12 protein-coding genes are annotated in these 14,762 nt (G+C 49.5%); 5 read left to right on the top strand and 7 right to left on the bottom strand.

Annotated features, from left to right (window positions below):
* The first annotated feature begins 170 nt into the window (after positions 1-170).
* From AC14M5_RS17030 to AC14M5_RS17050, 5 genes are all read left to right on the top strand, one after another.
* Entirely contained in the window at positions 171-839 is a 669-nt protein-coding gene (locus AC14M5_RS17030) for a class II aldolase/adducin family protein (protein WP_484030893.1), read from the top strand.
* 90 nt (positions 840-929) lie between these two features.
* Positions 930-2,372: an aspartate aminotransferase family protein gene (locus AC14M5_RS17035; protein ID WP_484030894.1), complete on the top strand. Its 1,443-nt coding sequence runs from the start codon at positions 930-932 to the stop codon at positions 2,370-2,372.
* A gap of 84 nt (positions 2,373-2,456) precedes the next feature.
* Positions 2,457-3,383, top strand: coding sequence for a D-2-hydroxyacid dehydrogenase (locus AC14M5_RS17040; protein WP_484030895.1), 927 nt, complete (start codon positions 2,457-2,459; stop codon positions 3,381-3,383).
* Between the two features lie 125 nt (positions 3,384-3,508).
* On the top strand, positions 3,509-4,804 hold the full coding sequence (locus AC14M5_RS17045) for an MFS transporter (protein WP_484030896.1): 1,296 nt from the start codon (positions 3,509-3,511) through the stop codon (positions 4,802-4,804).
* 10 nt (positions 4,805-4,814) lie between these two features.
* A complete protein-coding gene (locus tag AC14M5_RS17050) occupies positions 4,815-5,762 on the top strand; it encodes a pyridoxal-phosphate dependent enzyme (RefSeq protein WP_484030897.1) in 948 nt (315 codons plus the stop codon).
* 217 nt (positions 5,763-5,979) lie between these two features.
* On the opposite strand, the gene AC14M5_RS17055 is transcribed toward AC14M5_RS17050, so the two are convergent.
* The 7 genes from AC14M5_RS17055 to AC14M5_RS17085 form a co-directional block, all read right to left on the bottom strand.
* Positions 5,980-6,417 carry a CBS domain-containing protein gene (locus tag AC14M5_RS17055; protein WP_484030898.1) on the bottom strand — a complete coding sequence of 146 codons (438 nt, stop codon included), beginning with the start codon at positions 6,415-6,417 and terminating at the stop codon, positions 5,980-5,982.
* A 132-nt stretch (positions 6,418-6,549) separates the two neighbouring features.
* Positions 6,550-7,221 carry a potassium channel family protein gene (locus AC14M5_RS17060; RefSeq protein ID WP_484030899.1) on the bottom strand — a complete coding sequence of 224 codons (672 nt, stop codon included), beginning with the start codon at positions 7,219-7,221 and terminating at the stop codon, positions 6,550-6,552.
* Positions 7,222-7,223: 2 nt separating this feature from the next.
* Positions 7,224-7,880, bottom strand: a complete 657-nt coding sequence (locus AC14M5_RS17065; RefSeq protein ID WP_484030900.1) for a potassium channel family protein — start codon at positions 7,878-7,880, stop codon at positions 7,224-7,226.
* The gene (locus tag AC14M5_RS17070; protein WP_484030901.1) at positions 7,877-10,702 is read right to left on the bottom strand and encodes a cation-translocating P-type ATPase; all 2,826 of its coding nucleotides are present in this window, start codon (positions 10,700-10,702) and stop codon (positions 7,877-7,879) included. Before AC14M5_RS17070 ends, AC14M5_RS17065 begins: the two co-directional genes overlap by 4 nt.
* Before the next feature lie 150 nt (positions 10,703-10,852).
* Positions 10,853-12,688 (bottom strand): APC family permease, encoded by a 1,836-nt coding sequence (locus tag AC14M5_RS17075; protein WP_484030902.1) that lies wholly within the window; start codon positions 12,686-12,688, stop codon positions 10,853-10,855.
* A 15-nt stretch (positions 12,689-12,703) separates the two neighbouring features.
* Positions 12,704-13,807: a hypothetical protein gene (locus AC14M5_RS17080; RefSeq protein WP_484030903.1), complete on the bottom strand. Its 1,104-nt coding sequence runs from the start codon at positions 13,805-13,807 to the stop codon at positions 12,704-12,706.
* Between the two features lie 139 nt (positions 13,808-13,946).
* Positions 13,947-14,582: a hypothetical protein gene (locus tag AC14M5_RS17085; protein WP_484030904.1), complete on the bottom strand. Its 636-nt coding sequence runs from the start codon at positions 14,580-14,582 to the stop codon at positions 13,947-13,949.
* Positions 14,583-14,762 lie beyond the last annotated feature (180 nt).

Consider the following 14,762-nt stretch of genomic DNA (forward strand, 5'->3'; position numbering starts at 1 on the left):
GTACGATGTCACCAAAGTTCATCATCGTAATCTTGACACTGTAAAGATTATAGATAATAATTAATTAGTTGTCAAGAAATTAACCGCGAAGCACGCCAAGGGCGCGAAGATTCTTTTTGGTTTTCTTTGCGAACTTTGCGGTCTTAGCGGTTCAAAAAAAGGATTTTCCCATGCCCGAATACCAGCCCTACAAACAGGAAGTCGTAGACACCTGCCACACCCTCCTCAACCGCGGATACCTCAAAGCTACCGAGGGTAATATCTCAGCACGTATCAAAGGCGGAAACGCTTTTGCGATCACCCCATCCAATTACGACTACGCCAAAATGCAGGCAGACGATATTTGCATTCTCGATTACGAGACTAAATCCATTGAGGGGAAAATGAAACCATCCATTGAAAGTGGAATGCATGCGGGGGTCTATCAGAATCGCGCGGATGTGCATTGCATCATCCATACGCACCAGCCCTACGCCAGCGCACTGGCGCTGATCAAAATGCCAATCCCCGCCCTGTTCGATGAGCAAGTCCGCTTTTTGGGCCGCAGTGTGGATATCATCCCCTATGCCCCATCAGGGACTGGCTTTCTCAAGAACGCGGTCAAATCCAGAGTGAAGAACAATAACAACGCTTTCATTCTACAAAATCATGGCGTACTCGTCTTCGGTGTGACGATGGAACAAGCCATCCATAATATGGCTTTGCTTGAGAAGTGCGCGCTAACCTATCTGCTTGCGATCATGACTGAGAAGAAAGTATCAAAGATTCCCTTGCCTATTCGCGAGATTACATTCGCCAAGTTGCGCGCAGATGAAAAGAAATTTGCGGAAATAAAATAACACGTAGGGGCACAGCGAGCACAGCGAGACGAAAAATGACGAAGCTTCTTCATGTACTCGCTGTGCCCCTACAATAATATGGAAAACAAAATGACACAGCAATACGCCATCTCTGAATACCCAAACGTGGACGAAGTCTACGCAAAACTAGAAAACCTCATCAGCCAGCCCATTCGCCCCGTTAATCGCGAGAAGATGAAGGAATATCTGGATTACTTTGAATGCAAATGCAAACGCTCGAAGGAATTGACCGACGAAGCCAAGAAATACATCCCCGGTGGTGTACAGCATAACCTTGCTTTCAACTATCCCTTCCCCATTGCCATTGAAAAAGCGGATGGCGCTTATCTCTGGGATGCGGATGGAAATAAATATATTGACTTTCTCCAAGCAGGCGGGCCAACCATTCTGGGAAGCAATTATGCTCCAGTACGCGAAAAAGTAATGGAGATGTTGCAATCCTGCGGCCCTGTCACGGGTCTCTTCCATGAATATGAGCTCAAGCTCGCACAATTGGTTTCAAAGTTCATGCCATCCATTGAAATGTTCCGCATGTTAGGGTCGGGAACAGAAGGAGTCATGGCGGCGATCCGTGCGGCGAGGGCATATACTAAAAAGAAATATGTTATTAAGGTCGGTGGAGCATATCACGGCTGGAGCGACCAAATGGTTTACGGGCTTCACATCCCAGGCACGGGGCGGTTGGAGTCAACAGGTATTCCGCGCGGCGCAACAAGCAAGACGCGCGAGTTTTATCCAAATGCTTTAGGGGTGTTAAGACGTCAGCTCTTTTTAAACAGATTTCGGGGCGGAACAGCAGCGGTGATTGTTGAGCCAGTCGGCCCTGAAAGCGGCACGCGCCCCCTTCCAAAAGATTTCAATCAAAAAGTCCGCGAGTTATGTGATGAGTTCGGCACGCTGCTCATCTTCGATGAAGTTGTCACAGGTTTTCGTTTGGGGCTGGGCGGCGCGCAAGGTTACTTCAATGTAAAACCTGATCTCACTGTGTTTGGAAAATGCATCACAGGCGGGTACCCCATGGCGGGCGGAGTTGGCGGGCGGCGCGATGTGATCATGTCGTTTGCTGCGGGCATCGGCGGCATAGGCGAACGCGCGTATATCGGCGGCACGCTTTCCGCGAATCCGCTTTCGTGTGTGGCGGGTTATTATGCACTGCTCGAAATGGAAAAAACAAATGCGGCGGTGATCGCGGGCAAGGCAGGTGACAGACTCACAAAAGGTTTGCAAAGCATCATCGAAAAATATTCATTGCCTTTCGTCGCTTACAATCAGGGCTCCATCGTTCATCTCGAAACGGCTGGCACAATGCTGCTTGATCTTAAGCATCCCATTCGATTGTTGAAAGAGCTCAAGCTGCGCAAGCATATGATGGAAGAGATGGGCGCGGCGTATATGGCAAATGGATTGATCACCCTCGCAGGCTCGCGCATGTATACTTCAATGGCCGACACTGATGAAGTGATTGATGATGCACTCAATCGTTTTGAAAATGTTTTATCGCTTGTCTCATAAATAAGTAAACTTTTTGGTAAAAATTGCGAGTAAATATCACAACTCTGGTTTAGTAAATTATGCGACACTGTGTAAAAGAATGCCATGCATAAACTTTTAATTTTGTCCAAACACGAAAGCCAATATCGTTCTTTGATCGAGAAAGCGCGTCTGCCTGATCTCATTATTGAATCGACTCTAACCTCAGACATTGACGTTGTTTTCGGTGAACCCAACTTAATCAGAGACGCACTCGCTTCTCTCCCCGCCTTGATTTGGGTGCAAGCCAATTGGGCTGGAGTTGAGCCTTTGCTTGATCCTGCCACCCGACACGATTATGTCCTCACCAATGCTCGCGGAGTCTTTGGCAGACTCATGTCTGAATATGTCTTTGGTTATCTGCTTGCATACGAAAGAAAAATATTTCAACGCTTACAAGCACAACAAGCAAAACAATGGGACAACTCTCTTACAGGCACACTACATGGAAAGTCCATCGGCCTGCTCGGCGTCGGCTCTATCGGCGCGGAGATTGCAAGAACTGCAAAATTTTTCGAGATGAACGTTCGAGGATACACGTGGAGTAGTGAGACAAGTAAACACGTAGACAAGTATTATCACCCTCTGGACTCCGACAGCTTGCTGTCGGGTTTCACAAATGGACTCGATTATCTTGTCTCCATCCTCCCCAACACAAAAGAGACTCGCAAAATCGTAGATACAAATCTTCTAGCTGCCCTACCTCCCCACGCCATTTTCATCAACGTAGGCCGCGGCTCCGCGGTGGATGAAACCGCTTTGATCGAAGCGCTCAACCAGAACAAAATCGCAGGTGCGGTGTTGGATGTCTTTGAACAAGAGCCGCTTCACAAAGAGCATCCATTTTGGACAACACCGAATCTATTATTGACCTTCCACACATCCGCACCGAGTTTGCCAGAAGATATTGCGAAATTATTTATCGAGAATTACATGCTATTCAATGAAGGCAAGCCATTGAAGTATCAAGTGGATTTTGAAAGAGGGTACTAATCCTTCGCCCTGAGCGGAGCCGCGTGTTCGTAGCGGCGTAGTCGAAGGGCAAATTAGCAGGCGCTTCGACTACGTTCACAAAGTACATTCACTCCGCTCAGCGCGAAAACACCAAAGGAGCAATCATGACAACACAATACAAACTATATCCATATCGCTGGGTGGTGCTGGCAGTTTTTATGCTGGTCAACATCACCATTCAAACCCTGTGGATCTCGTACGCTCCCGTCACTGGGCCTGCCGCGCGCTTCTACGGCGTCACCGATCTGCAGATTGGGTTTCTGTCCATGTCGTTCATGATCGCATTTATCCCTCTGTCCATCCCCGTCTCATGGGCAATTGATACCTACGGATTCAAGATCACCGTCACCATTGGTGTAATCATGATGGGCGTCTTCGGCATCCTGCGAGGACTGGCCGGCGACAATTACTCGCTTGTTTTGTGGAGCACCATCGGCATCGCAGCTTCCCAACCCTTCCTGCTTAACACGTGGACGAAAGTGCCAGCCAATTGGTTTGCGATTGAAGAACGTGCCACCGCAGTTGGCATTGTGACGCTTGGCAGCCTGGTTGGCACAGCACTCGGCATGGTGGTCACTCCCCTTCTGACCGAGACCATGTCCATTCCAACTGTGCAATTGATCTATGGGGGCATCGCGGCATTTTCAGCTATATTATTTATTATCTTCTCCCGCGAAAACCCACCTACTCCGCCCTGCCCTCCCGGAATGGAAGTCCGCGCCTTGATGCTGGATGGGCTCAAACACGCGCTTACTGTCAAAGCGATGTGGTTCACTTTACTGGTTGCATTCATTGGCCTGGGTATCTTCAATGGCATCACAACATGGATCGAAAGTATCATCCGTCCGCGCGGATTCACGCCTACAGATGCAGGCACACTCGGGGCGTTGATGATCGTTGGCGGCGTGATCGGCGCAGTAGTTATCCCCGCTTTATCTGACAAACAACGCAAGCGACAATTGTTTCTGTATGTGTCGTTTATTGGCGCAATCCCGGGCCTTATCGGCTTGACATACGCTTCAACCCCCACACTGTTATTTACTTCTGCTTTCGTTTTGGGATTCTTCCTGACAAGTGCCATGCCCGTCGCCATGCAATATGCCGCCGAGGTGACACACCCCACACCTGAAGGCACATCCAATGGTTTGATCCAACTATTTGGTCAGGCCGCGGTAGTCTTCGTCTTCATCATGGAAGCATTGAAAAGTGCAGATGGTTCTTTCACCCCTGCGCTCCTGCTCGCGGTTGGGCTTTTAGTAATCAGTTTATTTTTCTTGACACAAATGAAAGATCCAATTGAGCTTAAATTAGAAGCGGCTCCCGCCAAAGCGCTGGAACCAGAGAAAAAGAAAAGTACAATTAAAGGTACAAAAAAATCCACGAGTTCGGGAAGAAAATAAAGGCCACGACATGTCCGTAACCTTGAATGATATTCGAGAAGTTGCGAAGAGAATAAAACCATTCGCACACCGCACACCCGTTTTGACAAATGAAAGCCTAAATCAAAAAGTGGGCGCGCAGGTGTTTCTCAAATGCGAGAACCTGCAAAAAGTAGGTGCATTCAAGTTTCGTGGAGCATGCAACGCGGTTTACTCATTAACTGATGAAGAAGCCGCCCGCGGAGTCTGCACACATTCATCTGGCAATCATGCTCAGGCGTTGGCGCTTGCGGCGCGTATGCGCGGTATCCCTGCTTATATAGTCATGCCGAACAATGCACCTTCGGTGAAGAAAAATGCTGTTGCGGGGTATGGTGGTCAGATCACATTTTGTGAGCCAACGCTTGAGGCAAGGGAAAGCACATTGGAGAGGATCAGGCTCGATACGGGTGCGAACGTTGTCCATCCTTATAATGATGAGCGCGTGATTGCAGGTCAAGGCACGGCGGCATTGGAACTGCTGGATCACATCCCAGAGTTGGATGTGATCATTGCTCCCGTTGGCGGCGGCGGGTTGTTGAGCGGGACGTCTATTGCGGCAACGGAAACCAAAAAGGGAATCCGCGTGATCGCGGGCGAGCCTGAAATGGCGGATGACGCGTTTCGTTCGATGAAAGCTGGCAAGATCATTCCTTCTGTGAATCCAAAAACAATCGCAGATGGCTTGCTGACTTCACTTGGAACACTCACCTTCCCGATCATTCAACAACGCGTTGAGCAAATTGTGACCGTAAACGAAGCGGGCATCGTCGCTTCGATGAAATTTGTTTGGGAACGCGCGAAGATCATCATCGAGCCATCATCTGCTGTGGCGATTGGCGTGTTGTGGGAAAAGAAAATTGATTTGAACGGACTCAAGGTTGGGGTTATCATCAGCGGCGGAAACGTAGATTTGGAAAAACTGCCATGGCAATTATAAAAAACGTCAATAGTGGATAAGGGATTGTGTCATGCTGAGCGCCGCTTTTCAGGCGCGAAGCATCTCGCGACTTACTTTCGAGACCCTTCAGTCGCTGGAAAGCGCTCCTTCAGGGTGACACAACGGCCTATTTTTTTTATTCATTATTCACCTTAAAAATACACAAATAAAAAAATCGCCAGCGGTTGCTGGCGATTTTTCAAGAAACTGAATCAAGCTAACGTCCGCCGCCTGTGATGTAATGTTCCAGTTGGGAGATCATGAATTTCTGCACATCCACCACTTCCTTCAAGACATCACGAACGGATATCAAGCCCAGCAATTCCTTGCCCTCGAATACCGGCAGGTGACGGATGTTCTTGTCGATCATCAAGGCCATACACTCTTCAAGCTGCTGGCCCGCCTCCACATAGATCACTTTTGAGGTCATGATCTCGCTGACTTTTGTATTTTTGGCAGTCCTGCCTGCAATATCCAGCTTGCGGATGCAATCCCTCTCAGAGAGAATACCTTCCACCTTATTGCCTCTCACGACCATCAATGCGCCTGTATTGTGTTTATCCATTATGGTTAGGGCTTCAAAAACGGTTGCATCAGGCAGGATTGAAAAAATTTCACTCCCCTTCTTACGGATCATATCGCGCACTGTGGGCATGGGCTGTCTCCTGGTTTGGGTTTTTTCAAAGTATAACAATAAATGGAATAATGACAAGCGCATTTATTTCCACTTCGATGACAAAAGACTCCCTTACGGGAGTCTTTATTGCTCTAATACTTTTTATGAAATCTAAACTACGGGTTTGCTCAAAAGTTTTGCAAGCTGTTCGCGGGCAGGGTCGTCTACCAGGGCGAGAATCTCATCTCCTTCTTCAAGGATGGTTGTGCCTCTCGGCAAGACCATATCACCATGGCGGATGATGCCTGAAATCACGCAATTATTCGGGAGCGGCAAATCTTTTAACGCCAGACCAATTGCGGGAGCGTCGGAATCGATTTTTTCTTCCACGAGAGAATATTTTCCGCGGCGGATTTTTAACATCGTCATCATATCGCCAAGGGACATTTCCTCCGCTGTCAGCCGCGCAAGAATTTCTGCCTGATTGAGCGAAACATCCACGCCCATTTCAGGCGTGAAGAGCCAGGCGTTTTTTGAATTATTGATCCTGGCAATGACACGCTTCACATTGAATTCAAAACGTCCAAGTGAGGTGATGACGAGATTAGTTTCATCCGAACCCGTTACCGCCGCCAAAACCTGGGCCTTTTGAATCCCAGCCTTTTCAAGAACAGCAGGTGAACTTCCATCGCCATTGATAATGGTGTCTGCTGGGATTTCCTTTGCCAATTTTTCAAGCACAGCAGGGCGTTCGTCGATCACACGGACGGTATGGCCTGCATCAATTAAAAATTTTGCCAATTGCGAGCCTGTGTTCCCGCCGCCAACAACAATTACAAACATGGCTATCTCCTCTCGATCCCAAGCAACTCTTCCAGCCTGAGCATGGCGGAGGGAATCACTGCCAGATAAATAATATCGCCCTCCAAAAATTCTGTGCCTGAAACAGGAATGAAGGTGTGATCATTGCGGGTAATTGCGGTGACTGATACTTCACCTGGAATATTCATTTGAGAGACGCTATGCCCATTCAACCGTGCAGGAGCTTCGACACGCACCATGGTCGTTCCACCGTCACGGAAAACATGCAGCACATCCAAGTCGGCATGAGTGACAACTTCCACGATTCTTTCCGCGCCCCAGGCTGTGCTTGATATCGTTGTCAGCCCCAGCCGCTGATAGACTTCCGCGCGCACAGGGTCATAGAGGCGCGCCACCACTCGCGGCACACGGAAGATATTACGCGCAATCCGTGCGGCCACGATATTGGCGTTGTCTGAGGAGCTGGCCGCCACAAAACCTTCGGCGGTTTCAATTCCAGCTTCGATCAAAACGTTTCGGTCAAAGCCAAGTCCGCGTACGATCTTGCCTTTGAATTCCGAGCCAAGACGAGCAAGGGCATTGTCGTCATGGTCAATCACAATCACTTCATGTCCATGACGGACCAGCAACAAGCTGACCTGTGAGCCAACCCGCCCACAACCCATAATGATGATTTTCATCGGCTAACCTCCTGAAGGGAGAGAGTAGAAGCCTTTCCATTGCGCATCTTTTTTATACCGCGCATGATGGCTTTGCGGATCCACTCAATCGAATATAACACAACCGCATTCAGCCCCAACCCGATCCACATCCAGGCAGGCAAGGGAGTGTGGTTGAAGATATTAGCAAGGGACGGGATATATACGATACCTATAATTCCCAATAACTCGATCAGAATACCAATCCATAAATATTTATTACTGAGCCACCCCAGTGATGTGCTGCGCATACGGTCTGACCTGCAAGCCAGGGCGTTGCCGACTTGTGACGTGACCACGCCTGCATGATAAACCGTAGCAGCCAGGATCATTGCCTGCTCAAACGATAAAGACAACCTGAAATCTACAAGTCCTGCCAGGGGTGCGAGAAAGGGCAACCCGATTTCAGCCGTATGACCTGAGAAAACAAAGATAGACAGGAATCCTGCAAAGCATAAAGTTGATTCAATCATGCCCAGCCACAGCGCGCGGGATAACAGACCGCGATCAAGCAATGGCTGGTTACGCGGGCGCGGCGGGCGTTTCATCACATCGGGTTCGGGTTTCTCCATGCCAAGCGCGAGCGCAGGGAACATATCTGTGCCGAGATCAATGGCAAGGATTTGGCGCACACTCAAAGCCAGCGGTATCAACGGGAAATTCGCTTTGACGATGAATGGCATTAACTCAGGGATGTTGCTAGAAAAAATATAAGTGATGAACTTGCGGATATTATCGTACACGCCGCGCCCTTCTTCAATGGCTGCGGTAATCGCGCCGAAGTCATCCTGAGTCAAAATGATGTCGGCGGCTTCTTTCGCCACATCCGTGCCGACAATTCCCATCGAAATGCCAACATCCGCCTTGCGGAGAGCAGGCGCGTCGTTCACACCATCACCAGTGACGGCTACTACTTCGCCGCGCTGCTGAAAGGCAGATACGAGTCTCATTTTATGCTCGGGGGCCATGCGGGCAAAGAGCACTTCTTTGTTGAGCAATTCCTGTAATGCAACGTCCGATAACTCATCCAACTCTGCCCCTGTCAAAATGATCGAGTTCTTTGTGGTCAACATGCCCACACGCCGCGCCAGCGATTCAGCGGTGAGACCATAATCCCCGGTGATCATCACGATACGAATTTTGGCTTCACGGCAAGTTTGAACTGCCTTTTCAACCTGTGGTCTGGGCGGGTCCATCATAGCCATCAAGCCCAGGAAAGTTAAATCCTGTTCGACGTTTTCGGCTGTATAAGCACCTGTGCGCAAAGGCAAGTCACGCCGCGCCAAAGCCAACACACGCAATGCGCCGCGCGCATAATCATCGTTGACGCTCAAAATTTCAGCGCGCAGTTGATTTGTAAGAGGGACGATCTCATCGTTGACCAATATTTTTGTGCAAAGCTGCAACACCTCACGCGGCGCGCCTTTGGCGAAAGCGATCTCGCGGTTCACTTCGCGATGAATGGTCGTCATCCGCTTACGGCGTGCGTCGAATGGAATTTCGTGCACACGCGGCAGGATTCGATTGACTGCCTCTTCCAAAATTCCCGCTTTCATGGCCGCCACTTTCAATGCCGCTTCAGTTTGGTCGCCCAAGCTTGTCCATCCTGGATGTTCCATCGATGGCGCGTTGATGCGCGCATTGTTGCAACATGAGGCAACCTCCAGCAAACTCAACAAGTCTTTCTCCCAAATTTGTCCATTTGGGTTTGGTGAAAACTTTCCCTCTGGCTCATACCCAACACCTGAAACTTTAATACGTCGATGCGCGACCCAGATGTCACGCACCGTCATTTGATTTTGAGTCAACGTGCCACTCTTGTCGGTGCAGATAATAGACACCTGACCGAGTTTTTCCACTGTGGATAGTTTCTTCGCCAGCACGCCTCTTTGCGCCAGCCGTTGAACTGCTACTGCTAAAGAGAGTGTTAACGTGGCTACGAGTCCTTCAGGGATCACCGCGACCACGATGCCAAGCGCCAGCAGAGTCACTTCATTAACAGGGAACCTGAGATCGAAATAACCAATCGCGATCACAATCCCACCAATACCCAAAGCAATCCATGCGGTGATCTTGCTTAAGTAATTTAATTCCTTTTGAAACGGAGTCGGCTCTTCGGTAATGGATTGGGTCAGGTGAGCGATCCGCCCAAACTGAGTGGACATTCCAGTAGCAGAAACAACTGCCCGTCCAGTACCTGAAGCGATGGACGTCCCTGCGAAAATTAAGTTGGGCTGATCAAGTTCGCTGATTCCAGTCTGATGCGAAGGGTCGGCTGTTTTACGTGCAGGAATCGCTTCGCCAGTTAATGTCGCATTGTTTGTGCGCAATCCATATTCTTCAATGACGCGCGCGTCGGCTGGAATGTTATCCCCCTCCGCCAACACAAGAATATCGCCAGGGACAACCTCGCTGGACGGAATGTAACTTTCAACGCCATCGCGAATGATGTGCGCAAAGGATGGCAAAATCTCGCGCAGTTTCTCGGTGGCTTGCTCAGCGCGATATTCACGCCAAAAGGAAAAGGCCGTATTTACAACGACGATGCTCCAAATGATTAAGGCCAGCACAACATCGCGTTGAAACAATGCGGCCAGCCCAACGATCAGCAAAACCAAGGCAGGCGGATGCACAAACTCCTGAAGCAGTTTTTCCCAAACAGGTTCCTTCTTTTGCTTCGAGAGGATGTTGTGCCCGTAAAGCGACAAGCGTGATTCAGCCTCCGCATTCGAGAGTCCGTTGACGGAGGTCTCAAGCGAATCACATACTTCTGGAACACGCAGGCTGTAAATTGGGGTGGACATGGGAATACAAAGGATGAATTTGGAAGGATGAATGATGAATAAAAGATTTCATGTCGTTGCGAGCCGCCGCTCTTGTATTTCGGCGGCGAAGCAATCTCCAGTTAACGGGGTTGCTTCGAGCTAACGCCCTCGCAACGACATATTTTGACGTTACGAATCTTTTTCGTCGTGCTTAGTTTCTTTCGGCGCGCCGCCAAGTTTCGGTTCGGACTTCTTAAGATATTGTTCCAACAAAGATGGTGCTTCAGGATGATCTACATGCAGTGCATGATCATAATCGCCAGCTGGGGCAGGGATCGGTTCGTAGCGGATTGGACGGCGGACTCCGAACAACTCAAAGAAGCGAGTTATTCCGATCAAAATCTGTCCGCGCAATGAATGGCGGTACTCCTGCATCCTAAGTGACTGCCACTCAACGATGGATGCCATTGCACCTTGAACGCGTGCTTTCTCACGCACAATTCGATGGATCTGTGTTGGTTCGCGATAGCCAAGCGGAGAAATCAACATGAGATGAGCGGCAATGCCTAAAATCGTGAATGAAACTAAGGCAACCCAGCCTCCCTCGTGCCACTTCCCAATCAACTGACCGAGGAATACTGCAAACGCAAGAATAGATGCAAATGCTGCGGCAGTAGCCCCCCACTTGCGCGCGCGGCCCGTAGAATGCTCAAGAATATGTTTGCGAACAGCAAGGCCCATGACCATGATGGGCATGAATACACCCACACCATAAAATGGGATCGCAACGGTGGTCTGCCCGCGTACCAGGAACATGATGATCACCGAAAGCCCAAAGGTAATAGTAACGGAGCGTGTAAACGTCCCACGCGGATCGCGATACACAATGGCTTCTGGAATTTCACCAATCGCTACATCGCGCCATTCGGTAGCCTGCGCATCCTGGAAAGCAGTCATGGAAGCGGCAGCCAGCATGAGGACGGCCAATATTTGGTATGCCCAGAATAGAATAACGCCGCCAGGAATTTCGGAAAAGCCAATGAAAGCCAGGTTACCGATCAGTGTGCGGCCAAAGGTCCCGTCAAAGACATTGAATCGCAAAGAAAAGAAGGTCAGGAAAAGGGTGGTTAGACCGCCGTAGAACAGGAAGGAAGTTTGCACAAAGCGGCCAACTCCTGATTTTCCACTATAGAAATTCCATAGGCCTTGAAGGCGCGGCATATGTTGCTTGCCCCATTTGACAAATTTAGTATCTTCATCGATGAAAAATTGAACGCCATTGGATACAGCTTCCAACCCCGTCAGCGCGACCATGCCTTTCATGGATGCTGTCAGTAGATGGAGCAAAGCCTGCCCGAGCGAGACAGATGCGGTGGTCACCTCAGAAGGTTCGGGGGCAATGCCTTTCAAATGCGCGATCAGCAGGCCGATGCCCATGGTGATCGTCAAAAACACAAACACGCTGATCATCGTGAACACCACGCGCGCCGACTCGCCGCGTCCGCGGATGGTGAGATACCAGGTTACTGCCGCGAGCACCGCTCCCAGCGCAAAATGCCAGATCCAATTTGCATCATAGGCATTGATAATGGAAAGGAGTTGATCTCCACCAGATAGTGCTGAAACAACAATCGTTAGTACATAATCCTGGATCAACGTAACAGCCACGATCAGACTCAAGGTGGGTTTGAGATAACGCATCGAGGCAGTGTACGACCCGCCGCCTTCGTTGAAAGGGCCAAGCGAGTACATATAAAGCAGGCCAAAAGTAAAATTGGCAAATGCAATGATCGCAACTGCAAAGTAAGCGAACTTTCCCTGCAAACCATATGGATGCAGAGCGCTCATCATTTCACCAGTGGCATAGTAGTATGATGTGAAATAGTCCACACCAAACAAGGCAATCGCCGCGAGTACGCCGATTTGCCCAGCGCCGTGAATGTGAGCATCTTCCTGGCTCTCTTTCGGCGCGGCGCGCAGGGAAATAACTACAACAACAATTAATAGTGCAATAGAGAAAAACATAGTGGCAGCCTTGTGTTATGCAGTCTCAAATGCTTGTTCGAGTAACTCAAGCAAATGAAGCAAATGTTTGCGGGTGGATGGGCTGAGGCGCGTATCCTGGCTGACTTTCACTTCCTCCTGACGCACAGCGCGCACAACAAAGGCAGGCACGAACATGATTCGTCCTGACGGAATGATCTCAAAATTGGAGACATCGATCTTCAATTCCTGATCGTCGAAATAAGGCAGGCTGAGACGAAGCCCTCGGTTCAAGCTCCCCGCTTCAGCGCGCTGCTTGATGCGGGCGATGATTTCCTTCGCCTGATAGATTGCCAGTGCGCGTCCCTGATTGACAAGCTGCCCCAACATGCCATATCTTTTTTGGGCATATTCTTTATCTGCGGAAATATACGGAGCCAGCGCAACTGCCAGGAACAAAACTTCCATGAACCTCTGCATCGATTTGACATGAGCGTCCGCCTCATCCACAGACTTGACCAGCATTTCCCCGTCTTCGTCAAAGGCCACCCACTGCGGCAGGAAAAACTTGCGTGCATAGGGCACGAAAGGCACGAGCAATTCGCCGCGTCCTTCTTCAGTTTTGCCTTCTTCCGCAATCGCATCGGTTGATGCAGTGATCGCGGACTCGGGTTCCATCCCATCGGTTTCAGGGACGGAGGGAATGGTTTCATCTGCTTCTGCGGGTTTGTAAGTGACACTCCGCCCCGCAGGGAGCATTTGATAGATCATGTGCATCACAGTGGCATGTCGCAACAATCCCCCAGCAACAGACACAGCCCGATCAGGAGATTGCTCCAGTTCGGTGAACACATGCCGCATTTCCTTATACAGTTCCACTTTGCGGAAGCGGTTCATGAAACTTCCAGCAGAACGGGCGCGTTGATTTTGCGGAATGGTCACCAGCGCAGGCTGATCCCCATTTTCCAATGTGTAAGCTACGCGATCCGGGAGGGTAAAGTTGACCTGTGAATCGCCGTCAACGATGGCTTGTGCGATCTGCTTTCCCTGTGTTTCGAGAAAGCGCTGGACAATGGCAGGCTGTGCGGAAAATAAAGCCTGCTGGCGTTCATATTCCTCTGCCTGTCGTTCCGATAAAAATTTTGGGTTTGTTTCTGACATTCTTAACCTTTTTGAAGATAATGATTATTGACTCGCCTTACGCACTCAATTGTGATTCCCTGAGCGTCAGCGAAGGGTCTCTACGATAATTTCCGAGATTCTTCGCTCCGCTCAGAATGACACTACGTAAGGTCATTTACTAAAACAAGGAATTCCACGTCCATATCAATCCAGCTTCAGCAATGAGGGAAAGATACAGCAATGAAGTGTGTGCCCAATCCTGGGGCAATTGAACGAGTTTCACCTGTGCCAGGAAAAAGCCTGCGATAATCCCGATGGAGCCTGCCCATGCCATCGCATTGAGCGGCCAGTTTGAATGTGAACGTTTTGGCTGCTGAACTCCCGAAAGCATATAAACTGTGGCGTTCAAATTTGATTCCAGAATCTGGTTCAACGGCCTGCGCGCAAAGCCTGTTTGTTGTTCCTCAAAACATACGATCACATCTCCTTCGCGCCAGTTGGACTTAACAACCTTCAACCAATTGCTCCCAAATTCGATTTTGGATTCAACGGAAACTTTGTCATCTCGCACCAATGCGGATAGGGTGACGATCTGTCTGCGCAGGCTGGGTTCGCGCGCCGCATCTTTACATAGACCGAGGAACTGGACACGGCTTACGAGAGCATTCGCCAACTCCCAGATTTTTCGCGCGGCTTCCGCAGTATCCGCCTCGGATTCGGGCACAAGGACAATTAAACGGCGGGCAGGTTCAGGGTCCAAATGAGAAGCGATGGAGAAAGTCATAGAAGGGGGTTTTGAGTCAAGTTTGTTCATGTCACCTCACAGATAGAGAAATCCTAATCACTCCGCATAAAACGGCGACAAAAAAATTTGGCAATCGTATAAAGGACAAATAAAAATCGCCTCATGTTGAGGCGATTAAGAAAAATGTCACTGATGATTCAGTGACTTATATTATGGAGTCCAAAGTCTCCAGACTTAGATCGGAAGAGC

The sequence above is a fragment of the Candidatus Villigracilis sp. genome, from assembly GCF_057083605.1.

Coding starts and splice junctions, on each gene's coding strand:
- AC14M5_RS17040 (WP_484030895.1), top strand. CDS start 2,457: ATGCATAAACTTTTAATTTTGTCCAAACACGAAAGCCAATATCGTTCT.
- AC14M5_RS17065 (WP_484030900.1), bottom strand. CDS start 7,880: ATGAAAATCATCATTATGGGTTGTGGGCGGGTTGGCTCACAGGTCAGC.
- AC14M5_RS17030 (WP_484030893.1), top strand. CDS start 171: ATGCCCGAATACCAGCCCTACAAACAGGAAGTCGTAGACACCTGCCAC.
- AC14M5_RS17085 (WP_484030904.1), bottom strand. CDS start 14,582: ATGAACAAACTTGACTCAAAACCCCCTTCTATGACTTTCTCCATCGCT.
- AC14M5_RS17035 (WP_484030894.1), top strand. CDS start 930: ATGACACAGCAATACGCCATCTCTGAATACCCAAACGTGGACGAAGTC.
- AC14M5_RS17045 (WP_484030896.1), top strand. CDS start 3,509: ATGACAACACAATACAAACTATATCCATATCGCTGGGTGGTGCTGGCA.
- AC14M5_RS17060 (WP_484030899.1), bottom strand. CDS start 7,221: ATGTTTGTAATTGTTGTTGGCGGCGGGAACACAGGCTCGCAATTGGCA.
- AC14M5_RS17075 (WP_484030902.1), bottom strand. CDS start 12,688: ATGTTTTTCTCTATTGCACTATTAATTGTTGTTGTAGTTATTTCCCTG.
- AC14M5_RS17080 (WP_484030903.1), bottom strand. CDS start 13,807: ATGTCAGAAACAAACCCAAAATTTTTATCGGAACGACAGGCAGAGGAA.
- AC14M5_RS17070 (WP_484030901.1), bottom strand. CDS start 10,702: ATGTCCACCCCAATTTACAGCCTGCGTGTTCCAGAAGTATGTGATTCG.
- AC14M5_RS17050 (WP_484030897.1), top strand. CDS start 4,815: ATGTCCGTAACCTTGAATGATATTCGAGAAGTTGCGAAGAGAATAAAA.
- AC14M5_RS17055 (WP_484030898.1), bottom strand. CDS start 6,417: ATGCCCACAGTGCGCGATATGATCCGTAAGAAGGGGAGTGAAATTTTT.